Annotated in this window: 23 protein-coding genes and 1 pseudogene; 12 read left to right on the top strand and 12 right to left on the bottom strand. The window is 70.2% G+C overall.

Annotation, left to right across the window (positions count from 1 at the left end; all coding sequences use genetic code 11):
• Positions 1 to 31: 31 nt before the first annotated feature.
• On the bottom strand, positions 32 to 1192 hold the full coding sequence (locus AMK10_RS10480; RefSeq protein ID WP_073747253.1) for an HpcH/HpaI aldolase/citrate lyase family protein: 1161 nt from the start codon (positions 1190 to 1192) through the stop codon (positions 32 to 34).
• A gap of 325 nt (positions 1193 to 1517) precedes the next feature.
• On the opposite strand from AMK10_RS10480, the gene AMK10_RS10475 reads away from it, so the two are divergent.
• A complete protein-coding gene (locus AMK10_RS10475) occupies positions 1518 to 2426 on the top strand; it encodes a TerD family protein (RefSeq protein ID WP_073747251.1) in 909 nt (302 codons plus the stop codon).
• 33 nt (positions 2427 to 2459) lie between these two features.
• Here the strand turns inward: AMK10_RS10475 and AMK10_RS10470 are convergent, their stop codons facing one another.
• The 6 genes from AMK10_RS10470 to AMK10_RS10445 form a co-directional block, all read right to left on the bottom strand.
• Positions 2460 to 3194 carry a TerD family protein gene (locus AMK10_RS10470; RefSeq protein ID WP_073747249.1) on the bottom strand — a complete coding sequence of 245 codons (735 nt, stop codon included), beginning with the start codon at positions 3192 to 3194 and terminating at the stop codon, positions 2460 to 2462.
• A 173-nt stretch (positions 3195 to 3367) separates the two neighbouring features.
• Entirely contained in the window at positions 3368 to 4504 is a 1137-nt protein-coding gene (locus AMK10_RS10465; RefSeq protein WP_073747247.1) for a DUF475 domain-containing protein, read from the bottom strand.
• A 71-nt stretch (positions 4505 to 4575) separates the two neighbouring features.
• The gene (locus tag AMK10_RS10460) at positions 4576 to 5151 is read right to left on the bottom strand and encodes a TerD family protein (protein ID WP_073747245.1); all 576 of its coding nucleotides are present in this window, start codon (positions 5149 to 5151) and stop codon (positions 4576 to 4578) included.
• Between the two features lie 150 nt (positions 5152 to 5301).
• Positions 5302 to 5877: a TerD family protein gene (locus AMK10_RS10455; RefSeq protein WP_073747243.1), complete on the bottom strand. Its 576-nt coding sequence runs from the start codon at positions 5875 to 5877 to the stop codon at positions 5302 to 5304.
• A gap of 193 nt (positions 5878 to 6070) precedes the next feature.
• Positions 6071 to 6529, bottom strand: a complete 459-nt coding sequence (locus tag AMK10_RS10450) for a peroxiredoxin (RefSeq protein ID WP_073747241.1) — start codon at positions 6527 to 6529, stop codon at positions 6071 to 6073.
• Positions 6530 to 6698: 169 nt separating this feature from the next.
• A complete protein-coding gene (locus AMK10_RS10445; RefSeq protein WP_073747239.1) occupies positions 6699 to 7136 on the bottom strand; it encodes a DUF3052 domain-containing protein in 438 nt (145 codons plus the stop codon).
• A gap of 481 nt (positions 7137 to 7617) precedes the next feature.
• On the opposite strand from AMK10_RS10445, the gene aceE reads away from it, so the two are divergent.
• Positions 7618 to 10359, top strand: coding sequence for a pyruvate dehydrogenase (acetyl-transferring), homodimeric type (gene aceE, locus AMK10_RS10440; protein ID WP_073747237.1), 2742 nt, complete (start codon positions 7618 to 7620; stop codon positions 10357 to 10359).
• 278 nt (positions 10360 to 10637) lie between these two features.
• On the opposite strand, the gene AMK10_RS10435 is transcribed toward aceE, so the two are convergent.
• Both AMK10_RS10435 and AMK10_RS10430 read right to left on the bottom strand, forming a co-directional pair.
• Entirely contained in the window at positions 10638 to 11066 is a 429-nt protein-coding gene (locus AMK10_RS10435) for a peptidase inhibitor family I36 protein (RefSeq protein ID WP_073747235.1), read from the bottom strand.
• Between the two features lie 198 nt (positions 11067 to 11264).
• Positions 11265 to 12752, bottom strand: coding sequence for an MFS transporter (locus AMK10_RS10430; RefSeq protein ID WP_382564211.1), 1488 nt, complete (start codon positions 12750 to 12752; stop codon positions 11265 to 11267).
• Positions 12753 to 12990: 238 nt separating this feature from the next.
• Here AMK10_RS10430 and AMK10_RS10425 point away from each other — a divergent pair, with 238 nt between their 5' ends.
• The 7 genes from AMK10_RS10425 to AMK10_RS10395 all read left to right on the top strand — a co-directional run bounded on the left by AMK10_RS10425 (position 12991) and on the right by AMK10_RS10395 (position 21007).
• The gene (locus AMK10_RS10425; protein WP_073747231.1) at positions 12991 to 13659 is read left to right on the top strand and encodes a TetR family transcriptional regulator; all 669 of its coding nucleotides are present in this window, start codon (positions 12991 to 12993) and stop codon (positions 13657 to 13659) included.
• A gap of 236 nt (positions 13660 to 13895) precedes the next feature.
• Positions 13896 to 15095 carry an alpha/beta hydrolase gene (locus AMK10_RS10420; RefSeq protein WP_073747229.1) on the top strand — a complete coding sequence of 400 codons (1200 nt, stop codon included), beginning with the start codon at positions 13896 to 13898 and terminating at the stop codon, positions 15093 to 15095.
• A 119-nt stretch (positions 15096 to 15214) separates the two neighbouring features.
• Positions 15215 to 16141, top strand: a complete 927-nt coding sequence (locus AMK10_RS10415; RefSeq protein WP_073747227.1) for a DUF4429 domain-containing protein — start codon at positions 15215 to 15217, stop codon at positions 16139 to 16141.
• Positions 16142 to 16314: 173 nt separating this feature from the next.
• A complete protein-coding gene (locus AMK10_RS10410; RefSeq protein ID WP_198959670.1) occupies positions 16315 to 17694 on the top strand; it encodes a sensor histidine kinase in 1380 nt (459 codons plus the stop codon).
• Positions 17691 to 18371, top strand: coding sequence for a response regulator (locus AMK10_RS10405; protein WP_073747223.1), 681 nt, complete (start codon positions 17691 to 17693; stop codon positions 18369 to 18371). The genes AMK10_RS10410 and AMK10_RS10405 overlap by 4 nt, the downstream gene beginning before the upstream one ends.
• 387 nt (positions 18372 to 18758) lie before the next feature.
• Entirely contained in the window at positions 18759 to 19802 is a 1044-nt protein-coding gene (locus tag AMK10_RS10400; protein WP_073747221.1) for an alpha/beta hydrolase, read from the top strand.
• A complete protein-coding gene (locus AMK10_RS10395) occupies positions 19799 to 21007 on the top strand; it encodes an acyltransferase family protein (RefSeq protein ID WP_073747219.1) in 1209 nt (402 codons plus the stop codon). Before AMK10_RS10400 ends, AMK10_RS10395 begins: the two co-directional genes overlap by 4 nt.
• A gap of 2 nt (positions 21008 to 21009) precedes the next feature.
• On the opposite strand, the gene AMK10_RS10390 is transcribed toward AMK10_RS10395, so the two are convergent.
• Both AMK10_RS10390 and AMK10_RS10385 read right to left on the bottom strand, forming a co-directional pair.
• The gene (locus AMK10_RS10390) at positions 21010 to 22026 is read right to left on the bottom strand and encodes an aldo/keto reductase (protein ID WP_073747217.1); all 1017 of its coding nucleotides are present in this window, start codon (positions 22024 to 22026) and stop codon (positions 21010 to 21012) included.
• A gap of 4 nt (positions 22027 to 22030) precedes the next feature.
• Positions 22031 to 22492, bottom strand: a complete 462-nt coding sequence (locus AMK10_RS10385; protein ID WP_073748021.1) for a MerR family transcriptional regulator — start codon at positions 22490 to 22492, stop codon at positions 22031 to 22033.
• Between the two features lie 87 nt (positions 22493 to 22579).
• Here AMK10_RS10385 and AMK10_RS10380 point away from each other — a divergent pair, with 87 nt between their 5' ends.
• The gene (locus AMK10_RS10380) at positions 22580 to 23401 is read left to right on the top strand and encodes a serine hydrolase domain-containing protein (protein ID WP_073747215.1); all 822 of its coding nucleotides are present in this window, start codon (positions 22580 to 22582) and stop codon (positions 23399 to 23401) included.
• Positions 23402 to 23469: 68 nt separating this feature from the next.
• Here AMK10_RS10380 and AMK10_RS10375 read toward each other — a convergent pair.
• Positions 23470 to 23811 (bottom strand): annotated as a pseudogene (locus AMK10_RS10375) (ATP-binding protein); the annotation flags it as partial.
• A gap of 85 nt (positions 23812 to 23896) precedes the next feature.
• Between AMK10_RS10375 and AMK10_RS10370 the strand changes: the two are divergent.
• A complete protein-coding gene (locus tag AMK10_RS10370) occupies positions 23897 to 24745 on the top strand; it encodes a helix-turn-helix domain-containing protein (protein ID WP_073747213.1) in 849 nt (282 codons plus the stop codon).
• Positions 24705 to 24971: a DUF397 domain-containing protein gene (locus AMK10_RS10365; protein WP_073747211.1), complete on the top strand. Its 267-nt coding sequence runs from the start codon at positions 24705 to 24707 to the stop codon at positions 24969 to 24971. The genes AMK10_RS10370 and AMK10_RS10365 overlap by 41 nt, the downstream gene beginning before the upstream one ends.
• Positions 24972 to 25084: the final 113 nt, after the last annotated feature.

Below are 25084 nucleotides of genomic sequence, written 5' to 3'. Positions count from 1 at the left end.
GGGCGGCGGCCCCGTCCGCCCGTCGACGCGTTCAGTCCGTCACGCCCGCGGCCAGGAGCTCCACGAAGCCGACGTCCTCCTGTGCCACACCGAAGACCTCGGCCCTCTGGAGGGTCCGTTCGGCCCAGGCACGGTGCGGCTTCACCTCGTTCATCTTGTTCGTGTAGGCGGAACGCAGCACTCCGCCGCCGCCCCGCTCGGGCCGCAGGATGTCCTGCGCGTCGCTGTACTCCTCGTGGCTGACGACCGACAGCGCGTGCACGGGCAGGACGTGGGACGGGTGGATGCAGGTCTTGCCGAGCAGTCCGTTGGCCCGGTCGAGCTCGATCTCGCGCAGCAGTCCGTCGAGGTCGTGCTCGATGAGCGTGGTGCGCAGTTCCTCGGCCTGCCCCATGAAGGGGCTGCGGCGCAGCTGGGGCTTGAACATGCGCTCCTGGAGGCGGAAGTACTCCCAGACCGGTCCGGTGATGGTGAAGCCCGTGCCGTCCGCCCGGCCCAGCACGTTGACGACGTCCCCGATGACGGCGCCGACGATCTGGACGTCGTACGCCGTCATGTCGGGCGCCCTGCGCAGACCGTAGGCGGAGCAGAAGTCGGTGACGCCGAGCCGCAGCGCCAGGATCCGCTCGCGGTACTTGTCGACGGTGCGGGCGATTCCCTGGAGGGTCTCGCCCCTGGTCTCCAGGTGCAGCAGCTCGGGTGATTCGAGCACGGGCATCGCGAACAGCCGGTGTCCGCTGTCCGCTTCGGCCGCGGTGAGGGCTTCCAGGAACAGCTCTCCCCGCTCTTCGGTGAATTTGGGAAGTACGAATCCGGACAACAATCGGACGGAGCTTCCGAGCCGCCGCACGAGGTCGGAAATCTGATCCGGCTCACGGACCCTGATGAAGAGCAGCGGCAGATCGACGGCCCGCGTCTCCAGGTCGGCGAACTGCCGGACGAGATTGGCCTCGGCCCCGACCACTTCGGCGTCGTCGATGGAATCCTCCAGGCAGAGCACCATGGAGACGACTCCGAGCCCGGCCTGCTTGATCACGTCGTCGGCCAGCCTGGGCCGGGTCGCGGGGCTGTAGAGGGTGGCGCCGAGCGCCGCCGACAGCATGCGGGAGGGGGAGTCCGCGCTGAATTCGCACGGCTCCCTGAAGAACAGACCCTCCCGGACAGCGGGCGAGATGTGCCCGAAATGACGCATGTGATTCCCCCGTACTGCCTGATAGACCGGACAACGTGTGGCCGGTAATAGTACGTTCGGACAGGTGTCGGAGGTTCCCCACCCGTATGAACTTCGGGTAACCCCGACGTATCTCACAGCCCTCGCGGCGCCGCTGCGTGCCCTGCGGGCTGTGAGGTACGTCGGGTATCTCACAGCCCTCGCGGCGCCGCTGCGTGCCCTGCGGGCTGTGAGGTACGTCGGGTATCTCACAGCCCTCGCGGCGCGCCTGCGTGCCCCGCGCGAACACGTCCTGGCCTACTGGTTCGCACCCCCGCGTTGTCCGCGCGCCCCACCAGCAGGCAGGATGACCGCCATGACGCACGCGATGCTGAAGGGCTCGAACGTCCCTCTCGACGCCATGGCCGTACGGGCCGTGCTGCGCTGGACCCCGGGCGCCGGGGTCCCGGATGTGGACGCCTCCGCCCTGCTGCTCGGTTCCTCCGGACGGGTGCGTTCCGACGAGGACTTCGTCTTCTACAACCAGCCGCGCCATCCCTCGGGTCTCGTGCGGCGGCTTCCCAAGCGCAGTGCGCCCGAGGGCCTCACGGACACGATCGAGGCGGATCTCTCCGCGCTCGACCCGTCCGTGGACCAGGTGGTCATCGCCGCTTCCTGCGACGAGGCGCCGTTCGAGCAGGTGCGTGATCTGCGCATATCGCTGTACGACGCGGCGTCGGCCGACGGTGAGCCGCTCGCGGTCTTCGACGTGAGGGCGGAGACCGGCGAGGAGACCGCGGTCATCTGCGGCGAGCTGTACCGGCGGGGCGACGGCTGGAAGTTCCGCGCGGTGGGCCAGGGCTACCCGACGGGCCTCATCGGGCTGGCCACCGCCTTCGGGATCTCGGTGGACGAGGCGGAGGCGGCTTCCGAGCCCGGCCCCCCGGCCGAGCCCGCGCCCGACGCTCAGGCGTCCTTCCCGCCCGCTCCCGATGCCACCCAGGCGCACGCCCCGCAGACCGCGCCCGACAGCCAAGCCACGATCCAGCACCAGCAGCCCTCGTACGGCTACCCGCAGCCGTCCGTGGCGCCCCAGCCGGCCTACGGCTACCCGCAGCAGCCCACCGGGGCCCCTCAGCCCGCCTACGGCTACCCGCAGCCCTCGGCGGCGGCCCGGCCCGCCTACGGCTATCCCCAGCCCGCAGCGGCGGCGGCGCACGCCGCCGACCCGAATTTCGTGCTCCCCCCGCAGGGCCCGCAGTTCCTCCGGTCCTGAACCGGCGCTACGGCGGCCCTTCATGGCAGGCACTCAGGCCCGCGTCTTGTAGCCGCGTCCCCACTGCATGCCGAAGCCGTACATCCGGTCCAGCTCCGACTGGAAGCCGTACACGAATTTCACCTCGCGGCGCACGACGAGCTCGCCCTTGGTGTTGTCCACGGTGAACACCGCGCAGGAGCGTGCCTGCGGGGCGCGCTCGTCCAGCTCGATCTCGATGCGCGGGCCGTTGCCCGGATAGAGCGTCACCTTGGCGTGCGTACGGTCGAAGGCCGGGGTCTGGTCGTAGATGTAGACGAAGAAGAGCAGACGCTTGATCTCGTCGCGCTTGTCGAGGTTCACATAGACGGTCTCGCCGGACGGCGCACCGAAGCGGTCGTCCCCGCTGAGCCTGATGTAGGGCGCGCTGTTCAGATCGCCGATGAGGTTGCCCAGCGGCTGTACGACGCCCTTGGTGCCGTCCTTCAGCTCGTACATGCAGCCCAGGTCCAGGTCGACGTTGACCATGCCCTGGGTGTGGGCCTGGACGACGTCGGGCTGGAAGAGCTTCAGCGGGCGCAGCAGTCGGCCGCTCTGCCGCGACCTGCCCCCGATGTCCGACGTACGCATCCGCCACGACAGGTTGACGCGCAGATTGCCGGACAGCGCGCCCTGCTTGGTGAGCGAGACCGTCGCGTTGCGCCGGGAGAGCACGATGGAGTTCGTCGCGGAGTTACCCGACTCGAACTGTGCCGCCCGTCCCGCGAACAGGCCGTCCCAGAAGGCCATCCCAACCCCCACATGTGTCCCGGTAGTACCGCCCGACCCCACGTGCACGGCTCACACGCCGCACACGCCCCGCACGTCACTGCGGGGCGGCCACCGGGCCGGGTCCGGGTGTTCCCGGAGAACCGCCGCTGTGGGCCGCCCCGCAGAGAGAGCGTTCCTCAATCCCTACCGGGTCACACCCCGGAGGAGACTTCCGCCTTGGAATCGGAGCCGCCGGCGGCCTCGATGGCCTTGTTGCGGCGCACCGAGGACCAGAAGGACCAGCCGATGAGGATGACCCCGACGGAACCGGTGATGAGCTCGTTGATCTCGTACTGGATGGTGACGAGGAGGATGACCGCGAGGGCGCCGATCGCGTAGTGCGCGCCGTGCTCCAGGTAGACGTAGTCGTCCAGGGTGCCCTGGCGGACCAGGTACACGGTGAGCGAACGGACGTACATGGCGCCGATACCGAGGCCGAGGGCCATCAGCACGATCTCGTTGGTGATGGCGAAGGCGCCGATGACACCGTCGAAGGAGAAGGACGCGTCGAGGACCTCGAGGTAGAGGAACATGAAGAACGCGGCCTTGCCCGCGAGGAGCACCCCGGAGACCGGCTTGCCGGCCTTCTTGGCCTCTTCCTCGGCCTCCTGCTCGCGCTCCTCCTCCTCTTCGAGCTTGTTCTCGAAGAATCCGGAGAGACCGCCGACCACGAGGTAGGTGATCAGACCCGCGATGCCGGAGAGCATGACGGTCGACGCCTTGTCGGCGTGTCCGCCGCCGTGCTGGTGGGCGTGGGTCGCGAAGGTCATGGCCGAGACCAGCAGGACGATCAGGGCGACGCAGACCGACAGCATGTCGACCTTGCCGAGCTTGGCGAGCGGGCGCTCGATCCAGCGCAGCCACTGGATGTCCCGGTCCTCGAAAATGAAGTCCAGGAAGATCATGAGCAGGAACATGCCACCGAAGGCGGCGATCGACGGATGGGCGTCCGTCACGAGTTCCTTGTACCTGTCAGGGTCGTTGAACGAGAGGTCGATTGCCTCGATCGGACCCAGTTGCGCGCTGACGGCCACGATCACGACGGGGAAGACCAGCCGCATACCGAAGACGGCGATGAGCACACCGATGGTGAGGAAGATCTTCTGCCAGAAGGCATTCATCTTCTTCAGGATCCCGGCGTTGATCACCGCGTTGTCGAAGGACAGCGAGATCTCGAGGATCGACAGGATCGCGACGATGCCGAATGCCTGCCACCCCCCGTAGAACACCGCTGCGACCAGGCCGATCGCGGTGACCGCGAACGACCAGCCGAAGGTTTTCAGAAGCACTGGCTACCCCATCATGTATGTAACGGGTCTCCCCCGGTTGTGTACGGGGCTCCCCCGCGCCGTGCGCGGCTTTACGAAACGTTGACCCCGAAGTCTAGAGCGATGCCTCGGAGCCCTGACGCGTACCCCTGTCCGACTGCACGGAATTTCCACTCCCCGCCATAGCGGTACAGCTCACCGAAGATCATCGCCGTCTCCGTGGAGGCGTCCTCGCTGAGGTCGTAGCGCGCGAGCTCCTGTCCGTCCGCCTGGTTCACCACCCGGATGAAGGCATTGCTGACCTGACCGAATGTCTGCCCACGATTGTCGGCTTCATGGATCGAGACAGGGAAAAGAATCTTGTCGCAGTGAGCCGGGACCTGGGTGAGATTCACGATGACGGACTCGTCGTCGCCGTCGCCCTCACCCGTGAGGTTGTCACCGGTGTGCTCGACGGAACCGTCGGGGCTGGTGAGGTTGTTGTAGAACACGAACCACTCGTCGCCGAGGACCCGGCCCGACTGGCACAGCAGTGCGCTGGCGTCGAGGTCGAAGTCGGCTCCCGTCGTGGATCGTGCGTCCCAGCCGAGCCCGACCAGCACCTGAGTGAGATTGGGTGCGGCCTTGGAGAGGGAGACATTGCCTCCCTTGGCGAGCGTGACGCCCATGGTGTGTCCTCCCCGAGTCGATGGACGGTCTTTCTGGTGGCACGGCGCCTTCCGGACGCGGGGCGCTCTGCCGAGCGCGTCCGGCGCCGCACAGGGTGCGGCGCCGGACGCGATGGAGCTTGCTGTGTCCGGAGGTCCCCCCGGACCGGCTCAGACGTTGACGCCGAAGTCCTGCGCGATGCCGCGCAGACCCGAGGCATACCCCTGGCCGATGGCACGGAACTTCCACTCCGCGCCGTTGCGGTAGAGCTCGCCGAAGACCATGGCGGTCTCCGTGGACGCGTCCTCGCTGAGGTCGTAGCGCGCGAGCTCGCTGTTGTCCGCCTGGTTGACCACGCGGATGTACGCGTTGCGGACCTGGCCGAAGCTCTGCTGGCGGCTCTCGGCCTCGTAGATCGAGACCGGGAAGACGATCTTGTCGACGTCGGCCGGGACGCCGGCCAGGTTGACGTTGATGACCTCGTCGTCGCCCTCGCCCTCACCGGTGAGGTTGTCACCGGTGTGCTCGACCGAGCCGTCGGGGCTCTTGAGGTTGTTGAAGAAGACGAAATTCCCGTCGCTGGCGACCTTGCCCTCGGCGTTCGTCAGCAGAGCGCTGGCGTCGAGGTCGAAGTCTCCGCCGGTGGTCGTCCGGGCATCCCAGCCCAGACCGACGATGACCGCGGTGAGGTTCGGCGCGGCCTTGGTCAGCGAGACGTTGCCGCCCTTGCTGAGGCTGACTCCCACGAGTCCTCCAAAAGTTTGAGAGGGCCGGCAGACACCAGTCGCCCCCGTCGTGCGTTGGCATCGGATCAACGATTGGATCCTAGTGACCGGTTCCCTGCCAAAACAGGCTTTTGGCAGGCAACCGCGGGGTGATCCCCGGATCCGGAGGCCGCCGACCCCCGGAATCAGGGGTTCACCGGCTCCGGGAGGCCCGTCAGAGCGAGCCGAGCGCCTTGACGTAGTCGTTCAGGTCACGCGCGTCCGGCAGCCCGTTGACGACGGTCCAGCGGACCACGCCGTCCTTGTCGATGATGAACGTGCCGCGCACCGCGCAGCCCTTGTCCTCGTCGAAGACGCCGTACGCCCGCGAGGTCTCGCCGTGCGGCCAGAAGTCCGACAGCAGCGGGTACTCCAGGCCCTCCTGCTCGGCGAAGACGCGCAGGGTGTGGATGGAGTCGTTGGACACCGCGAGCAGCTGGGTGTCGTCGTTCTCGAACTGCGGCAGCTCGTCGCGGAGCGCGCAGAGCTCGCCCGTGCAGACCCCGGTGAAGGCGAAGGGGTAGAAGAGCAGCACCACGTTCTTCTCACCGCGGAAGTCGGACAGCTTCACGGTCCGCCCGTGGTTGTCCTTCAGTTCGAATTCCGGAGCCTGCGTGCCGACCTCGATCGCCATGTGAAACGCGTCCCTTCGCAAACGTCACCACTTCCCCGGCCTGGGCCGTCCGGGTGACACCCACCCTACGCAGCGTTCCGCGGGGAGCCCGGGCAGGTCCGCACCGGCGCGTACGAAGGCCCCCGGACGGCGTGATGCTGTCCGGGGGCCCCGGTGGTGTCGGAAGAGCTCAGCGCTTGGCCTTGGCCCCCTTGGGGGTGACCAGACGGCTGCCCGTCCAGTCCTTGCCCGCGTTGATGCTCTTGGTCTGGGCAAGACCAGCTGTCTGGGCAGCCTCGTTGATGTCGCTCGGCTCGACGTATCCGTCTCGGCCGGTCTTGGGCGTCAGCAGCCAGACCGCCCCGCCGTCCTCGATCAGACCAATGGCATCCACCAGCGCGTCCGTAAGGTCGCCGTCCTCGTCGCGGAACCACAGCAGGACGACGTCAGCGACGTCGTCGTAGTCCTCGTCGACGAGATCCTGGCCGATTGTGGCCTCAATGCCCTCACGGAGCTCCTGCTCGACGTCGTCGTCGTAGCCGATCTCCTGGACCACCTGTCCGGGTTCGAACCCAAGCCTCGCGGCCGTGTTGGTCCGTTCCTCCGCGTGGTCCGCGGTCGCGCTCACGGGTTGCCTCCTGATCATGTTTCGGAAAATGCTTCAGCCACGCGCGTGCGCGGGGCATTGGCCGTAGTCCACACGGGCTCGGCGAATCGCGCAAGTACCCGGCGTCCGAGACCGCCTAAACGGTGACGTTCCATGCCACGTCGCCGCAACTTCCGGCATGTCTCCTGCGGGGCCGGGAATGGTGTCCGGACCCTTTACGTCCTTCCTCAGCTTATGCCGTTTCGCTCCGCCATTCGGATTCGAACGGGCTTTGGGAACGCTTGGCCGGGTTGGGCGTATGGTTGCGGTTTGGGCAGGGGCGCCCGCACGCTGCTGACACTCGTGCCCAAACACGGCGTCCGGGAACCTTGTGTTACCCCACAGTAGAGATGACGTTTAGGTCCTCGCGGTACACGATGGTGGCGGCGTACGCGGCCACCACGGGGGTACGTTTCCCCGCAACCAGGCCCCGAAGTGCAGCACCGAACAGCGAAGGAACAGCGTGGCTTCCGGATCCGATCGCAACCCGATCATCATTGGCGGCCTTCCGAGCCAGGTCCCGGACTTCGATCCTGAAGAGACCCAGGAATGGCTCGACTCCCTCGACGCCGCCGTCGACGAGCGCGGCCGTGAGCGGGCCCGCTACCTGATGCTCCGGCTCATCGAGCGCGCGCGGGAGAAGCGCGTCGCCGTGCCGGAGATGCGCAGCACCGACTACGTGAACACGATCGCCACGAAGGACGAACCGTTCTTCCCCGGCGACGAGGAGATCGAGCGCAAGGTCCTCAACGCGACCCGGTGGAACGCCGCGGTGATGGTCTCCCGCGCCCAGCGCCCCGGGATCGGCGTCGGCGGCCACATCGCCACCTTCGCCTCCTCCGCCTCGCTGTACGACGTGGGCTTCAACCACTTCTTCCGGGGCAAGGACGACGGTCTGGGCGGCGACCAGATCTTCTTCCAGGGACACGCGTCCCCCGGCATCTACGCCCGCGCCTTCCTGCTCGACCGGCTCAGCGAGGCGCAGCTCGACGGCTTCCGCCAGGAGAAGTCGAAGGCCGGACACGCCCTGTCCAGCTATCCGCACCCGCGGTCGATGCCCGACTTCTGGGAGTTCCCGACCGTCTCGATGGGCCTCGGCCCGCTCGGCGCGATCTACCAGGCGCGGATGAACCGCTACATGGAGGCGCGCGGCATCGCCGACACCTCCAAGTCGCACGTCTGGGCGTATCTCGGTGACGGCGAGATGGACGAGCCGGAGTCGCTCGGCCAGCTCTCGATCGCCGCCCGTGAGGGTCTGGACAACCTCACCTTCGTGGTGAACTGCAACCTCCAGCGCCTGGACGGCCCGGTCCGGGGCAACGGCAAGATCATCCAGGAGCTGGAGTCCCAGTTCCGGGGCGCCGGCTGGAACGTCATCAAGCTGGTCTGGGACCGCACCTGGGACCCGCTGCTCGCGCAGGACCGCACGGGCATCCTGGTCAACAAGCTGAACACCACCCCGGACGGCCAGTTCCAGACGTACGCCACCGAGACCGGCGCGTACATCCGCGACCACTTCTTCGGTGACGACCCGCGGCTGCGCGAGATGGTCAAGGACATGTCCGACGACCAGATCCTGCACCTGGGGCGCGGCGGCCACGACCACCGCAAGGTCTACGCGGCGTACGCGGCGGCCAAGGCCCACAAGGGCCAGCCGACGGTCATCCTGGCGCAGACGGTCAAGGGCTGGACACTCGGCCCGAACTTCGAGGGCCGCAACGCGACCCACCAGATGAAGAAGCTCACGGCCGACGACCTCAAGCGCTTCCGGGACCGTCTGCACATCCCGATCGCGGACAAGCAGCTGGAGGACGGCAACCCGCCGTACTACCACCCGGGCCGCGACTCGGAAGAGATCCAGTACATGCACGACCGCCGCAAGGGTCTGGGCGGTTACGTCCCGACCCGTGTGGTGCGCGCGAAGCCGCTGCCCCTCCCGGACGAGAAGGCGTACGCGACCGCGAAGAAGGGTTCGGGTCAGCAGTCGATCGCCACGACCATGGCGTTCGTCCGCGTGCTGAAGGACCTCATGCGGGACAAGGAGATCGGCAAGCGTTTCGTGCTGATCGCGCCCGATGAGTACCGCACCTTCGGTATGGACGCGTTCTTCCCGAGTGCGAAGATCTACAACCCGCTCGGCCAGCAGTACGAGTCGGTGGACCGTGAGCTGCTGCTCGCTTACAAGGAGTCGCCGACGGGCCAGATGCTGCACGACGGCATCTCCGAGGCCGGCTGCACGGCCTCGCTGATCGCCGCGGGTTCGGCGTACGCCACGCACGGCGAGCCGCTGATCCCGGTGTACGTCTTCTACTCGATGTTCGGTTTCCAGCGCACCGGTGACCAGTTCTGGCAGATGGCCGACCAGCTCTCGCGCGGTTTCGTCCTGGGTGCGACCGCCGGGCGTACGACGCTGACCGGTGAGGGGCTCCAGCACGCGGACGGCCACTCGCAGCTGCTCGCCTCGACGAACCCGGCCTGCGTCTCCTACGACCCGGCGTTCGGCTACGAGATCGCGCACATCGTCAAGGACGGTCTGCGCCGTATGTACGGCGGGGCCCCCGACGAGAACGAGGACGTCTTCTACTACCTCACCGTCTACAACGAGCCGATCCAGCACCCGGCCGAGCCGGCCGACGTGGACGTCGAGGGCATCCTCAAGGGTGTCCACCGCTACCGCGCGGGCGAGAAGGGCCAGATCCCGGCCCAGATCCTGGCGTCGGGCGTGGCGGTCCCGTGGGCGGTCGAGGCCCAGCAGATCCTGGCCGACGAGTGGAACGTGAAGGCGGACGTCTGGTCGGCGACCTCCTGGAACGAGCTGCGCCGTGAGGCCGTGGAGGTGGAGCGCCACAACCTGCTCCACCCGGAGGAGGAGCAGCAGGTCCCGTACGTGACGCGGAAGCTGTCCGGCTCCGAGGGCCCGTTCGTGGCGGTCTCGGACTGGATGCGTTCCGTGCCGGACCAGATCTCGCGCTGGGTGCCGGGTGCCTACCAGTCGCTGGGTGCGGACGGCTTCGGCTTCGCCGACACCCGGGGCGCGGCGCGCCGCTTCTTCCACATCGACGCGCAGTCGATCGTGCTGGCGGTGCTGACCGAGCTGGCGAAGGAAGGCAGGATCGACCGCTCGGCGCTGAAGACCGCGCTGGACCGCTACGAGCTGCTGGACGTGGCCGCGGCGGGTCCCGGCCCGGCCGGCGGCGACGCGTAAGGAACACGCGGTCCCGCGGGAGAGCGGCGGGAGAGCGCCCGGAGGGCGGCAGGGCTTCACGGCCCTGCCGCCCTCCGGCGTTCCCGGCCCCGGGCCGGGCGGCGCGGCACCCGCAGGACGCTCGGCCCGGAGCCGGGCCTGCCTGGGGGCCCGGGGCGAGGCACGCACCCGCAGGACCGGCCCGGCGCCCTGCAAACCACTCAGCGCGCCGCACGCGCCCGCAGGACCGAACCGGCGCGCCGCCTGCCCGCAGGCGGGCCGGACGCGGTCCTACCCCCTCAGCTCTCCCAGATCTTGAATGCCCGCACCGTGTAGGGCGACCGGGGCACCCAGGTACCCCCGCCCGGGTACGTCTCGAATTCGCCGGTCTCGGCGCACTCGGCGGACTGGTAGGTGGTGACGGGCCGCCCGGTGCGGTTGACGAGTGCCTGGGCGTGGCGGCCGGCCGGCAGCGGGACGCAGCTCTCGATGTCGACGCCGGACAGCTCGTGGACCTGGGCGGCCCCGGTGAAGTCGGGTTCCGCCCAGAGGCAGAGCTGCCCCGCCCCGCACGGCGCGAGCCCCTTCGGAGGGGAGTGCGGCGCGCTGCGGGTGCGTTCCTGGCCCGTGTGCCGGTGGTCGGTGCCCGGCGCGGCGCCGGAGGCCGGGGCGGTGGCCGGGACGAGTGCGGTGGCCGCCAGGGCGGCGGCGAGAACGGTCGTACGCATGGTGATGAACCCCCGTGGTCGGGCGAGCCGGACGACTCGCCATGTCCGCACTCTGACCTGCGCCGGAGCGTACGGGGAAGGGGCCGGGGAGCGGACCACCCTGATAGGCGACAGCCCCGCCGGTACCGTCCGGCGGGGCTGTCGGGTGCGCTGTGTTGACGCGTTACTCCCGGCGGTGTGCCGGGGGCGGCCGAGGGGTCAGATGTGCCCTGCGCCCATCCCGGCCTCGGCGTTCGCGCCGCGCTTGGTGAGCGTGGCGACGAGGGCCGCGACCACGGCGACGATGCCCGCGACCATGAAGGCGGAGCTCATGCCCGACACGAACGTGTCATGGGCGACGTCCGTGATCTTCACCGCGAGCTCCGGCGGGGTCCCCGGCGCGATCGGCGGCATACCGACCTTGATGGCGGAGGACGCCTGGTCCAGCTGCGCCGCGTCGACCGGCGGGAGCTCCGCGGCCTTCCAGTTGTCGTCGAGCTTGGCGTCGACCTGGGCGGCCATGACGGCTCCCAGGACGGCCGTACCGAGGCTGCCGCCGACCTGCATGGCGGCCTGCTGGAGACCGCCCGCGACGCCGGAGAGCTCCATCGGGGCGTTGCCCACGATGACCTCGGTGGCGCCGACCATGACCGGCGCGAGGCCGAACCCGAGGAGCGCGAACCAGAGCGACATCGTCAGCGTCCCGGTGCCGATGGTCAGCTGCGACATGCCGAACATGGCGATCGCGACGGACACCATGCCGCCGACCAGCGGCACGCGCGGGCCGAACTTCGTGATGGCGGCGCCGGCGAGCGGCGAGCCGACGATCATCATCCCGGTCAGCGGCAGCAGGTGCAGACCGCTGTCCACCGGGCTCATGCCGTGCACGTTCTGGAGATAGAAGGTGACGAAGAACAGGCCGCCCATGAAGGCGAACGCCATCAGCACCATCAGGACCACACCGGCCGACAGCGGCAGGGAGCGGAACATCGTCAGCGGGATGAGCGGCTCGCGGACGTTCTTCTGGGAGAGCGCGAACACGAAGAACAGGACGAGCGCGGCACCGAGGAACCCGAGCGTCTTCCAGTCGCCCCAGCCCCACTCGGAGCCCTTGATCAGCGCCCAGATCAGGCAGAACATCGCCTGTGACAGCAGCACGATGCCGCCGATGTCGAAGGACTTCGGCGCGTTCTCGGCGCGGTGGTCCTTGAGGATCACGAGGCCGAAGAGGAGCGCGATCACACCGACCGGCACGTTGATGAAGAAGACGGACTGCCAGCTGACGTGCTCCACGAGCACACCGCCGAGGATCGGTCCGCCCGCGGTCGAGGCGCCGATCACCATGCCCCAGATGCCGATCGCCATGTTCAGCTTCTCGGCGGGGAAGGTGGCGCGCAGCAGTCCGAGCGCCGCAGGCATCAGCAGGGCGCCGAAGAGGCCCTGGAGCACGCGGAAGACGATCACCAGGGCGACGCTGTCGGAGAGGCCGATGGCCGCCGACGCGGCGGCGAAACCCGCGATCCCTATCAGGAAGGTCTGGCGGTGGCCGAAGCGGTCGCCGAGCTTGCCCGCGGTGATCAGGGAGACCGCGAGGGCGAGCATGTAGCCGTTGGTGATCCACTGGACGTCGGCGAGCGACGCCCCGAGGTCCTGCTGGATCGCGGGGTTGGCGATCGCGACGATCGTGCCGTCGAGCGCCACCATCATCACGCCGATGGCCACGGCGAAGAGCGTCAGCCACGGGTGGCCGCGCAGCCCCTTCGCCGGTGCGGGAACAAGGGTGTCTTCAGGCTCCCGCGGCGCCTTTTCGACAGTGGTCTGACTAGTCATGGACAGGACGTTATGACAGTCGCTGACAGTTGACTAACCAATTCACGCGACAGTAACTGTCACGTAGATCACAGGTAGGCTGGTCAGGTAAAAACCGCGAAAAGAGGTCCGGCACGTGACACGCAGGCAGACATCCGGGGCCCCCTTCGCAGGGACCCGGGTCGGATTGCGTGAGCGCAAGAAGCAACGCACCCGTGAGGCCCTGCTGCACGCCGCCCTCAGGCTCTTCACCACACAGGGGTACGACCGGACCACCGTCGACGAGATCGTCGAGGCCGTCGGGGTCTCCCAGCGCACCTTCTTCCGCTACTTCGTGAACAAGGAGGCCACCGCCTTCGCCGTACAGGACGCGGTGGACGCGCGGTTCCTCGCGGAGTTGCGTCAACGTCCCGCGGCAGAGGCCCCTTTCGAGGCAATGCGCAGGGCCGTCGCCGACGCCTGGGACGGGATGGCCGCGGAGATCGGCGACGAGGCCGTGATCGAGCTCCAGATCCGCACCTATCGCATGATCGAATCGACCCCGGCCCTGCTCTCCGCCCACATCCGGCGCAACATCGGACTGGAGCAGCAGATCGCCCTGCTGATCGCGGAGCGTGAGGGGCTGGACGTCGAGGCGGACCCGCGCCCCCGGGTCGCCGTGGCCGCCTTCTCCGGAGTGATGCGGCTGAGCGGACAGCTGTGGGGACGGCGCAAGGACGCGGGCGCGAAGGAGCTCAGGGCGATGACCGAACTCCACCTGGACCACCTCGGACCTGCGCTCTCGAGGAACTGGCGCGCCGCGTAGGCACGTTCTTACGTGAACCGCACAGGTGTGCCGCACCCCTCACGGCTCCCCCATGGCCGAACTCACAACGCCCGGGCCGATACGGTCATTTCGGACATCGAATCGGCGCCACGGACGCCTGAGTGTGGATCCGGCGCACACGGAGCGTAAGAGACGGGGGGTCAATTCCCCGCGGTCGAGTGATCCGTGTCACCCCTGCGACGACCTCAGGTTCGCGTCTCCTAGGGTGGGGCGCAGTGACTTCCTTCGACTCCTCCCCCACCCTCACCGCATGGCGCGCCCTGCTCGCCATCGCGGTCGTGTTCGTGATGCTGGCGACCACCGGCTGGACCGCCGTGCGCCACCAGCACTCCGCCGCGCCGCGCGAGGTCGCGCTCGCGTCCTGGGCGAAGGACCGGATAGCGGGTCACGCTCTCCCGGACGTGGGCGCCCCCGCCTCCCGGCTGGCCCACTTCTTCACGGCGCTCACGGCGGGCCAGCAGGTGGCGCTCGCCGACAAGTACCCGCTCGTGGTGGGGAATCTCAACGGCGCGCCGGTGGAGCTGCGTTACCGGGCCAACCGGCACGCCCTCGCGCAGGCCGAGACGGCCGAGGAGCAGCGGACCCAGGACACGCGGCTCTCACCGGACGGGCGCCATCAGGCCGCGCAGCGGCTGGCGCGCTTCCGGTCCCTGCTCGCCGGTGACCGGCAGATCCTCACCTTCGATCCCTCGGGCCGGGGCCGGGCCGCCGAGGTCTTCGGCGACCTCGACCGGGCCGACCGGATCTCCGTGGTCGTGCCGGGGGTCGACACGAATCTGCTGACGCTGGAGCGCACCGGCGCCAAGGAGAACGCGGCGCCGGTCGGCATGGCGCGGTCGCTGTACGAGGCGGAGCGCTCGGCGCGCCCCGCTTCGCACACGGCGGTCATCGCGTGGGCCGACTACACGACGCCGGTCGGCATCGGGATGGACGCCGTGCTGGGCGGACTGGCGTCGGAAGGAGCGGTGCGGCTGAACGCGCTTCTGGAGGCGCTGCCCGGCACCTCGGACGTCTCGCTGTTCTGCCACAGCTACGGCTCCGTGCTGTGCGGCGTGGCCGCGCACGACCTGCCGACGAGGGTGTCCGACATCGCGGTCGCGGGCAGCCCGGGGATGCGGGCGGACAGTGCCGGCGCCCTGCACACCAGGGCCAGGGTGTGGGCGATGCGGGACAGCGACGACTGGATCGCGGAGGTGCCGAACATGGAGGTCGGCGGGCTGGGCCACGGCGCCGATCCGGTCGATCCGTCCTTCGGGGCGCGGATCGTGTCGGCGAGCGGCGCCATCGGGCACAGCGGCTATTTCGAGCCGGGCACGGAGAGCCTGGACAACTTCGCCGCGATCGGCGTGGGTGCGTACGACTCGGTCACGTGCGCGAGCAGCGATCTCGCGTGCCACCGGGAGATTTCCGGGTAGCCGGAGACCTGACGCGCGTAGAGAGACGCCGGACGCGCGTAGAGAGCGGCGAACGGTCTGCCCGATTGCGCCTGTACCGAAGGGGGACGTGCGAGGCTGTGCCACATACGATGAGGCACATGGGTGATGTGCTGGCCGGAATTCATGCCACCTGGGAGTTCGACACCGACTCCGTGCTCATCCGCTTCGAACGGGGAATCCGCGCGCCGAGGCTCTTCCAGAGTCTGCGCGAACGCCGCATCCCGTATGCGGCGCTGTCGTCGGTGACGCTGACCCCCGGCAAGCGGGGCACGGTGGTCCTTCACGCGGTGCCGAGACCCGGGGCCGATCCGCTGCTGGAGGCCGCGGACGGACAGCTCAAGGAGAGCTGCGACCCCTACCGCCTGGTGCTTCCGGCCGAGAGCGAGACACTCGCCGACTACTACGCCGACGAGCTGCGCGCCCTCCTCGGGGACGAGGCGTCCCTGCCCGCCGAGCGCTTCCTGGTGACGGCCCCCGAGCCCCCGATGCACTTCAAGGCCTACGACGGCCGGGCGGGCTTCGACGGGCGGTTCGTCTCCTTCCGCTGGTTCTGGACGGGCGCCTCCAGCGCGAAGTGGAAGTCCGGCGACCAGTCGTTCCCCGTGGCGGAGCTCGGCGGGATCGAGTGGCGTTCGCCCGATGCCTTCGAGGGGTATCTCCGGCTCCTGCCGCGCGGCGCGGCAGCGGAGTCCCTTGAGGACTGTCCCGGTCAGGACCCGGCGCAGGGCGCCGTCCTTCCGGTCGCCCGGCGGGTCCAGCCGGACCAGGACCCCGCCGCCGTGGTGTTCGGCCTGGGGTACGGACCCGTGCACGAGTCGCTGCCCTTCGCGGCGGCCGTCCTGGAGACCGTCCGCAGGACCCAGTCCGTGCCCGTCGTGACCGCCGCCGTCCCGGTGGGCGGGGCGCGGCGCGATCCGGCGGACATCGCCGAGCGGATACGCCACCTCGGCGATCTGCACCAGGCGGGTCTGGTGACGGACGCGGAGTACAGCGCGAAGAAGGCGGAGCTGCTCGCCGAGCTGTGAGCACCGACCCGCACCGGAAAACCACCCGAGGCCCGCGGCCCACCGACCCGTACCGGAAAACCACGCAAGGCCCGCGGCCCACCGACCCGTACCGGAGTACGAGGCGGGTGCCCGTGGTCCACCCCCCCGGTATGACGCCACGGCGTGCGCTCCGTGCCTACCCTGGCCCGATCATGACCTCATCCCCCATCGGGCCACCGCCGCCCGCCGACGGTCTGCTGAGCGCCGCCCGCCGCAATCTGCGCGAGCTCGCCCACGGGCTGTCCCACCCGTCCCACCCGCCGACACCCCTGCTCGCGGAGTCCCCGAGGCTCTGGCTGCGCCTGCTGCCCTACGCCGCCGTGCTCGCGCTGACGGGCGTCTTCGTCCCCGTCACGATCCAGATCCTCACCAACGACTACGGGGTGCCCGGCGGGATCGCCGCGGCCCTGGCGGTCGGGCAGGCCGCGCCCCTGCTGATGCTGGCGCACCGGCCGCTCCAGGCCTGGTGGATCGTCTTCGCCGCGGACATCCTGGGCGCCGTGGTCCTGCTGGGCCGCCCCGAGCTGCCGGGCAACATCTGGCCGTGGCCCCCGCCGGTCATCACCGGCTATCTCTTCGTGCTGCTGGCTCTCGGGCTGCGGGAGACCCGGCGGACCGTGATCGGCGTATGGCTGGCGACGGGCGCGGCCGGGCTGGTGCTGCACCTCGTCGCCCCTTCCCGCAGCGACGGCGGCGCGCTCCTGCTCTGCGTCCTCGGCGCCGTGGTGCTGGTGATCGGGGCGGCCGTTCGGGAGCGGAGCGAGGCCCAGCGCATGCTGGTCGAGCAGGAGACGATCAGCGAGGCCGAGCGGGCGCAGCGGACGCTGCTGGAGGAGCGGACGCGGATCGCCCGTGAGCTGCACGACGTGGTCGCGCACCACATGTCGGTGATCACGGTGCAGGCCGATTCGGCTCCGTACCGGATCGGTGGGCTCTCCGAGGAGGCGAAGGCGGAGTTCGCGTCGATCGCGGCCGGTGCCCGGGAGTCGCTGACCGAGATGCGGAGGCTGCTGTCGGTGCTGCGCAGTGACGGCAGCCGGGGCGAACTGGCCCCGCAGCCCGGCCTCGACCGGGTGCAGCAGCTGGTGGAGGCGACGGTACGGGCGGGCCTCCCGGCCGAGCTGTCGATGGCGGCCGAGGTGCGGGACGCGGTGGAGCGGGGCGATGTGCCGCAGGCGGTGGACCTGTCCGCGTACCGCATCGTGCAGGAGGCGCTGGCCAATGTGGTGCGGCACGCGCCGGGCGCGCGGACCCGGGTGTCGGTCACGGCGGGTGGCGGTCATCTGACGGTGCTGGTGGTCAACGACGGGGCGCTGGAGCCGGTTTCACCGCTGGAGGCGTCGGGGACGGGACATGGGCTGGTCGGCATGCGTGAGCGCGTACGGTTGACCGGCGGCACGCTCGACACCGGGCCGCTGCCGGACGGGGGCTTCCGGGTCGCCGCGCGGCTCCCGCTCCCGCCGTCCGAACAGACCCAGCAGTCCGAACCGCCCGAGCCGTCCCCGGCTCCCCCCGCCCCGGAGGAACCGTGACCATCCGCGTGATCATCGTCGACGACCAGGCCATGGTGCGGGCCGGGTTCGCAGCGCTGCTGGCCGCGCAGAGCGACATCGACGTGGTGGGCGAGGCACCGGACGGGCGGCAGGGTGTCGAGGTCAGCAGGACGGTGCACCCGGATGTCGTCCTGATGGATGTGCGGATGCCGGAGATGGACGGACTGGCCGCCGCCCGCGCGCTGTTGAGCCCGCCGCCGGGGGTGGTGCACCGGCCGAAGGTCCTGATGCTCACCACCTTCGACGTCGACGACTACGTCTACGAGGCGCTGCGCGCCGGGGCGTCCGGATTCCTGCTGAAGGACGCTCCACCGGCGGACCTGATCTCCGCGGTGCGGGTCGTGGCGGCAGGCGACGCGCTGCTCGCGCCGTCCGTGACGCGGCGGCTCATCGCGGACTTCGCACGGCAGCGGCCGGCGCCCCCGTCGGGCGGACCGGCGCTGCGGCTGAACGGTCTGACGCCGCGTGAGACGGAGGTCCTGGAGCTGATCGCCCGAGGCCTGTCGAACCAGGAGATCGCGGCGCGGCTGGTGCTGGCCGAGCAGACGGTGAAGACCCACATCGGCCGGGTCCTGGCCAAGCTCGGCCTGCGGGACCGGGCGCAGGCCGTGATCTTCGCGTACGAGTCGGGGCTGGTGGCCCCCGGCGAGGGGTGAGCGGGCCTCAGGACGGCCCCCGCGCATGAACAGGGCCCCGCGAACGGTCCTCGAGGGCTGACCCGGACCCCAGGGGCACGGAAACCCAGCGGGAACCGCGCGCGGACCCGGCGGAATCTCCCGGCCGGGCCCCGGACGTGGGGCTGCCCCCCGGTGGCCGATGCGGCCGGGGCCCCGGACGTAGGGCTGTCCCCCGGTGGCCGATGCGGCAGGCCCCCGGACGTGGGGCTGTCCCCCGGTGGCCGATGCGGCAGGCCCCCCGTACACCCCCTACCCCGGTACCACCTCGGGGTTGGCCCCTCGGGGTGACGCCCTGTCATGCACCGTCCTCCTACTTTCCTCCCCGGCACACCGCCCGGTGTGCGCACGCCGTACGGGGAGGAAACGATGCGCCGATACGCGAGGACGATGGCCGCGCTGGCACTGGCGACCGCGGTGGTGACGGGAACGGCCGGCTGGGCGTCGGGGAACACCCAGCGGGCGGTGACCGGCCCGCCGCCCGGAAGCGCGGCCTGGCGCGCCGACGGGGTACTGGGGCGGGAACTGCCCGACCCGGCCCGTGCGACGCCGGAGCAGGTACGGCGGTTCTTCGCCGGGCTGAGCGCGACCCAACAGCAGGAGCTGTCGGACCGCCACCCGTCGGTCGTCGGCAATCTCGACGGGGCGCCCCTCGAACTCCGCTACCGCGCCAACTCCCTCGCCCTGCGCGCCTCCCACGATCCGCGCTACAGGAGCCTCGCCGCGCCCGGCCGGCAGATCCTGGCCTTCGACCCCCGGGGCCGCGGCCAGGTCGCCGAGGTGTTCGGGGACCTGCGCTCGGCCCGCCATGTCTCCGTCGTCGTGCCCGGTTCGGACATCGACGCCGGGACCTTCGACCGGCGCGGCGACGTGTACGGCACCCCGGCGGGCATGGCGAGGTCGCTGTACGCCGAGACCGGCGGGGACGGTGCCGTCGTCGCCTGGGCCGGATACACCACCCCCGTCGGCCTCGGCCTCGACGCGGCGACGGGCACGCTGGCCGAGGCGGGTGCGGAGCGGCTGACCCGCTTCACGGCGGGCCTGGCGGCGGACGGGCTGCCCGCACCCGTGGTGTTCTGCCACAGCTACGGCTCGGTGGTGTGCGGGCTCGCCGCCTCCCGGCTGGGCGCCACGGACCTGGTCGTGCTCGGCTCCCCCGGGATGCGCGCCGACGACGTGGCGGGGCTGCGCACCGGGGCCCGGGTCTGGGCGGCGAAGGACGACACCGACTGGATCGACGACGTGCCGCATGTGGAGGTGGCCGGGCTGGGGCACGGCGCCGACCCGGCCGACCCGGAGTTCGGGGCCCTGCGCGTGCCCGCCGAGGACGCAGAAGGCCACACCGGCTACTTCGCTCCCGGCACGGACTCGCTCCGCGCCTTCGCCGGCATCGCCGAGGGGGTCTCCCGATGAGCGTCCGGCAGTTGGTCTCCAGGATCGAGGAGCGGACCCCGGCCCACCGTGACCGCGCGGTCGACGGGCTGCGCGCCCTCGCCCTGCTGGCCGTGCCCACCGGCCACTGGCTGCTCGGCGGTTTCGATCTGGACGGCGGGGGCGCGCTGCACAACGCGAGCCCGCTCTCCACCTTCGCCGTGTTCTCCCCGGTGAGCTGGGTGCTCCAGATGCTGGGCGTCTTCTTCCTGGTCGGCGGCTACGCCTCCGTCCTCTCCTACCACCGCAGGCCGTCCACCACCGGCGCCTGGCTGCGCAGCCGGATGGTGAGGCTGGGCAGGCCGGTGCTCGGGGTGACCGCCGTGTGGGCGCTGATGATTCCGGTGCTGTACGCGGCCGGGGTGCCCGAGGCCACTCTGCGCACGGGCGCGAAGCTGGTGATCCAGCCGCTCTGGTTCGTCGGGGTCTACGCCGTCGTCACCGCGCTCACGCCGTACTGCGTGCGCCTCGCGGACCGGCTCGGCGGCTGGGCGGCGGCCCCGCTGATCGGCTCGGTCGCCGTGGTCGACTTCCTGCGCTACGGGCCGTACGCGGATGCCGTGCCGTCCTGGCTGGGGGTGCTGAACATCCTGCCCGGCTGGCTCTTCGCCTATCAGCTCGGCGTCTCCTGGGGGCAGGGGCGGCTGTCCCGGCGCGGGGCGCGGGTGCTGCTCGTCGGCGGCACGGTTCTGTTCGCCGCGCTGCTGCTCGCCTTCCACTACCCGGCGTCGATGGTCGGTGTGCCCGGCGAGGCGCGGACCAACTCGCATCCGCCGTCGCTGCTGGTCCTCGCGCTGGCCTCGGCGCAGAGCGGTGCGGCCGTCCTGCTGCACGGCCGGATCGCGACGGCGCTCCGCCGTCCCGCGCTGTGGGCACCGGTGGTGGTGATCAATCTGTCCGCGATGACGATCCTGTGCTGGCACCAGACGGCGATGCTGGCCGCCGCCGTCCCCGCGTCCTTCGCCGGCGCGGTGCCCGGTCTGACGACGAGCCCGGTCTCGGCCGGCTGGATTCTCGCGCGGCTGGCCTGGATGCCGCTGTTCGCCGCGCTGCTGGTCCTGATCGCCCGGGGCGCCCACCGCTTCGAGCAGCCCTGGGAGAAGGGCACCCGCGGCGCGAACGCCCGCCGGGCGGCGGCGGGGCTGCTCGCGGCGGGCTTCGCGGTGTTCGCGCTGCGGCTGGCGTGAGGCTACTCGCGGGCCAGGGACGTGCTGCTCATGTCCGGGTACCTGTCCCCCGCCACCTGACCGGCGATGGGCTCCAGCTGCTCCAGCTCCTGCTCGGACAGGGTCAGCCGGATCGCCCCGAGGTTCTCCAGCAGACGGCTGCGCTTGCGGGTGCCCGGGATCGGTACGACGGCGAGGCCGTGCACCTGCGCCCGCTGCTGCACCCAGGCCAGCGCGACCTGTGCGGCCGTCGCCCCGTGGGCCGCCGCGATCTTGTGCACGGGCTCCAGCAGAGCCGCGTTGGTCTTCGCGTTCTCGCCGGTGAAGCGCGGCTGGTGCGTGCGGAAGTCGCCGGCCTTCAGGTCCTTCGCCGCGTCCGCGAACGCCCCGGTCAGAAAGCCCCGGCCGAGCGGCGAGTACGGCACGAAGGTCACCCCGAGCTCCACCGCTGCGGGCACCGCGGTGCGCTCCACGTCACGGCTGAAGAGCGACCACTCGGACTGGAGAGCGGCGATCGGGTGCACGGCGTGCGCCTCACGCAGCTCGTCCCCCGTCACCTCGCTCAGCCCGAGCTGCCTGACCTTGCCCTCCCGCACCAGCTCGGCCATCGCGCCCACCGACTCGGCGAGCGGGACGAGCGGGTCACGGCGGTGCATGTAGTAGAGATCGATGACCTCAATGCCCAGCCGGCGCAGGCTGCCCTCGACGGCCGCCCGGATGTACGCGGGATCGTTGCGCACTCCCCTGTAGTGCGGGTCGTCGGTCCGCTCTATGGCGAACTTCGTGGCCACCGTGACCTCGTCGCGGTGCGCCCCGAAGAACGGCGCGAGGAACTCCTCGTTGGCTCCCCGGCCGTAGGCGTCGGCCGTGTCGAAGAGGGTGACGCCCGCCTCCAGCGCCGCTTCCAGGGTGTCCCTGGCCGCCGCCTCGTCGGTGTCCCCGTAGAACTCGCTGATCCCCATGCAGCCGAGCCCCTGCACGCCGACCTGCGGGCCTCCGTCGCCGAGCCGTGCCGTGCCGATCTTCGCTGTGTCGCTCATGTCCTCAGACCCTTTCCGATTCCGTCGCCGCGGTGGAGCCGCCGTAGAACTCGATCTTGAAGTCCAGTACGGCCAGGGTTCCCTGGAGCTCCGCGATCCGCGCCCTCACGTCGCGCCGGGTCGACTCCAGCAGTTCCTGCCGCTCGGCGAAGGTGTGTTCGCCCTCGCGGACCAGCTCCGCGTATCTGACCATGGCGGCGACCGGCATCCCGGTCAGCCTGAGCTTTCCGACGAAGGCCAGCCAGTCCAGGTCGCGGTTGCTGAACCGGCGCTGGCCCGTGTGCGAGCGGTCCACGTGCGGCATGAGCCCGATCCGCTCGTACCAGCGCAGCGTGTGGGCGGAGAGCCCGCTGAACGCGACGACCTCGCTGATGGTGTACCGGTCCTGGCCCTCGGGGCGCGGATGCACCTCGGGTGCCGAAGCGCAGGTGTCCGTGCGTGCGGAAATGCTTTCCATCACCGTCATGTCCTCCACGCTAGAACCTTGGAGTGCACTCCAGGCAAGCGATATCAGGGGCGATCTCGCTTTCGGGTTCCCGTTAGGCTCGTACGCATGCAGAGCCTGGCGATGATCGAGAACTGGCCCGTCCCCACCGCGGCAGCCGCCGTCGTCACCTCGGACGGCACGCTCCTGGGTACCCATGGTCCCACCGCACACCGCTTCCCGCTGGCCTCGGTCACCAAGCCGCTCGCGGCGTACGCGGCGCTGGTGGCCTACGAGGAGGGAGCCGTCGAGCTGGACGAACCGGCCGGCCCCGAGGGATCGACCGTCCGCCACCTCCTCGCGCACACCAGCGGCCTCGCCTTCGACGAACACCGGGTCACCGCGCCCGCCGGCACCCGCAGGCTCTACTCCAACGCGGGCTTCGAGGTGCTCGGCGACCACATCGCGAAGGCCACGGAGATCCCCTTCGCCGAGTACGTGCACCAGGCGGTCCTGGAGCCCCTGGGCATGACCTCCACGACCGTGGAGGGCTCCCCGGCCAAGGACGGCGTCTCGACCGTGGACGACCTGGTCCGCTTCGCCGCCGAGGTGCAGGCCCCGCGCCTCCTCGACCCGCGTACGGTGCTGGAGGCGCAGACCGTCGTCCACCCCGGCCTCAAGGGCGTGCTCCCCGGCTACGGCCATCAGAACCCCAACGACTGGGGGCTCGGCTTCGAGATCCGCGACTCCAAGTCGCCGCACTGGACCGGCCTGTCCTCCTCCCCCGCCACCTTCGGCCACTTCGGCCAGTCCGGCACGTTCCTGTGGATCGACCCGGCGGCGGGCGCGGCCTGCGTCGCACTGACGGACCGCGCGTTCGGCCCCTGGGCCGCCGAGGTCTGGACGCCCTTCACCGACGCGGTGCTCGCGGAGCTCGGCACCTCCCGCTGAGCACACTCGAACCAGACCGTCTTGCCCCTGTCGCCGTGCGTCTCGACGCCCCAGTCGTCCGTGACGGCGTCGACCAGCAACAGCCCTCGTCCGCCCTCGTCGAGCGCGTCGCCCACGACCGGGCGGGGCAGGCGGGGCGACGCATCGGCGACCTCGACCCGCACGCCCCTCCCGGGGAGCAGGAAGATCATGGTCTGGCAGCGGCGGCCGGGCACGTGCCGCACGACGTTGGCGATCAGCTCGGTCATGGCGAGTTCCGCCGCGTCCGCGACATCGAGCAGGCCCCAGCCGTTGAGGTACAGCCGGAGGATGCGGCGCAGATGGCGGGCGGAGTGCTCGCCGATCGCCAACTCGGCGCGGTAGACGGCGGCCTCCGCGTCACCGGTCCGGGTATCGGTTACGTGATTCATGTCACCAGCGTGCAGTGCGTTGATTACTCTCGGCTACGACCTGAAACGAACGCCGACAGGTGTTGACGCGAGAGGTGCCCCCGCCGTGGCCAACGTGCAGTCGCTCGACCCCAGCGCTTCACCCCTGGACTACTACGGCTGGGAACTGCGCCGCCAGCGGGAGGCCCACGGCCTGAAACAGGGCCAGTTGGGCGAGATCATCTTCTGCACGGGCTCGCTGATCGGCCAGATCGAGACGACCAGGAAGGTGCCGACCCGCGACTTCTCGGAGCGCCTGGACGCGGCGCTGGGCACGGACGGGGTGTTCTCGCGGCTGGTCGGTCTGGTCCTGCGGAGCCAACTGCCGAACTGGTTCCAGCCGTACGCGGAGATGGAGGCGCGGGCGACGTACATCTCCACGTATCAGGCGCAGTTGGTGTACGGGCTGTTGCAGACGGAGGAGTACGCGCGGGCGGTACTGGTCACGGGCATGCCGGACGACCTGGAGGGGCTGCTCGCGGCCCGCATGGAACGCCAGCGCATCCTGGAACGACAGCAACCACCCCTGGCCTGGGCCGTCCTGGACGAGGCGGTGCTGCACCGGCCGATCGGCGGTCGCGAGGTCATGCGGAACCAACTGGCCCGCTTGTTGGAGTTCACCAGGCACCGGTGGATGCGGGTCCAGGTGTTGCCATTTGCTGCTGGTGAACACTCAAGCCTCGCAGGGTCGTTCAACCTTCTGCGCTTCGACGAGGATCCTGATCTGATCTACACCGAAGACCTCATCTCCGGCCACATGACCGCCAGCCCCGAGACCATCAGGGAGGCCGCACGCCGTTACGCTCACTTGCAGGCCGCAGCCCTCTCCATCGAGGAATCCGCGGCACTGATCACCCGTGTGATGGAGGAGCGTTATGGCGACCGGCCCGAACCTGAAGAGCGCGGCGTGGCGTAAGTCCAGCTACAGCGGAAACACCGGCGGCGACTGCGTCGAGTGCACCGTCACCGGCGGCGCCGCCTGGCGGAAGTCCTCGTACAGCGGAAACACCGGCGGCGAATGCGTCGAGGTCGCCGACGGCTGCGCCGCCTCCGTCCCCGTCCGGGACAGCAAGAACCCGGCCGGTCCCGTCCTGATCGTGGGCACCGGCGCCTGGCAGGCCTTCGTGGACGGGCTGCGCTGACCGCTCCCAGTCAGGGACAGGAAGCCCGTCCGGCGCCTCCGTCCACCGGGCACGTGGGCGCCGGGGCACTCGCCTCAGCGTCGAAGTCCACTGACCTGCAAGGACGTTCGGGG

Source organism: Streptomyces sp. CB02058 (assembly GCF_001905505.1).
Taxonomy (GTDB): domain Bacteria; phylum Actinomycetota; class Actinomycetes; order Streptomycetales; family Streptomycetaceae; genus Streptomyces.
Note: the sequence above shows the minus strand (reverse complement) of the source record. Positions and strands in the feature narration are given on the sequence as shown.

Excerpts from the sequence above, each read along its gene's own strand:
- AMK10_RS10480 (WP_073747253.1), bottom strand. The coding sequence starts at position 1,192 with ATGCGTCATTTCGGGCACATCTCGCCCGCTGTCCGGGAGGGTCTGTTC.
- AMK10_RS10475 (WP_073747251.1), top strand. The coding sequence starts at position 1,518 with ATGACCGCCATGACGCACGCGATGCTGAAGGGCTCGAACGTCCCTCTC.
- AMK10_RS10470 (WP_073747249.1), bottom strand. The coding sequence starts at position 3,194 with ATGGCCTTCTGGGACGGCCTGTTCGCGGGACGGGCGGCACAGTTCGAG.
- AMK10_RS10460 (WP_073747245.1), bottom strand. The coding sequence starts at position 5,151 with ATGGGCGTCACGCTCGCCAAGGGAGGCAATGTCTCCCTCTCCAAGGCC.
- AMK10_RS10450 (WP_073747241.1), bottom strand. The coding sequence starts at position 6,529 with ATGGCGATCGAGGTCGGCACGCAGGCTCCGGAATTCGAACTGAAGGAC.
- AMK10_RS10435 (WP_073747235.1), bottom strand. The coding sequence starts at position 11,066 with ATGCGTACGACCGTTCTCGCCGCCGCCCTGGCGGCCACCGCACTCGTC.
- AMK10_RS10430 (WP_382564211.1), bottom strand. The coding sequence starts at position 12,752 with ATGATGGTGGCGCTCGACGGCACGATCGTCGCGATCGCCAACCCCGCG.
- AMK10_RS10415 (WP_073747227.1), top strand. The coding sequence starts at position 15,215 with ATGGGTGATGTGCTGGCCGGAATTCATGCCACCTGGGAGTTCGACACC.
- AMK10_RS10410 (WP_198959670.1), top strand. The coding sequence starts at position 16,315 with ATGACCTCATCCCCCATCGGGCCACCGCCGCCCGCCGACGGTCTGCTG.
- AMK10_RS10400 (WP_073747221.1), top strand. The coding sequence starts at position 18,759 with ATGCGCCGATACGCGAGGACGATGGCCGCGCTGGCACTGGCGACCGCG.
- AMK10_RS10395 (WP_073747219.1), top strand. The coding sequence starts at position 19,799 with ATGAGCGTCCGGCAGTTGGTCTCCAGGATCGAGGAGCGGACCCCGGCC.
- AMK10_RS10390 (WP_073747217.1), bottom strand. The coding sequence starts at position 22,026 with ATGAGCGACACAGCGAAGATCGGCACGGCACGGCTCGGCGACGGAGGC.
- AMK10_RS10385 (WP_073748021.1), bottom strand. The coding sequence starts at position 22,492 with ATGACGGTGATGGAAAGCATTTCCGCACGCACGGACACCTGCGCTTCG.
- AMK10_RS10380 (WP_073747215.1), top strand. The coding sequence starts at position 22,580 with ATGCAGAGCCTGGCGATGATCGAGAACTGGCCCGTCCCCACCGCGGCA.
- AMK10_RS10365 (WP_073747211.1), top strand. The coding sequence starts at position 24,705 with ATGGCGACCGGCCCGAACCTGAAGAGCGCGGCGTGGCGTAAGTCCAGC.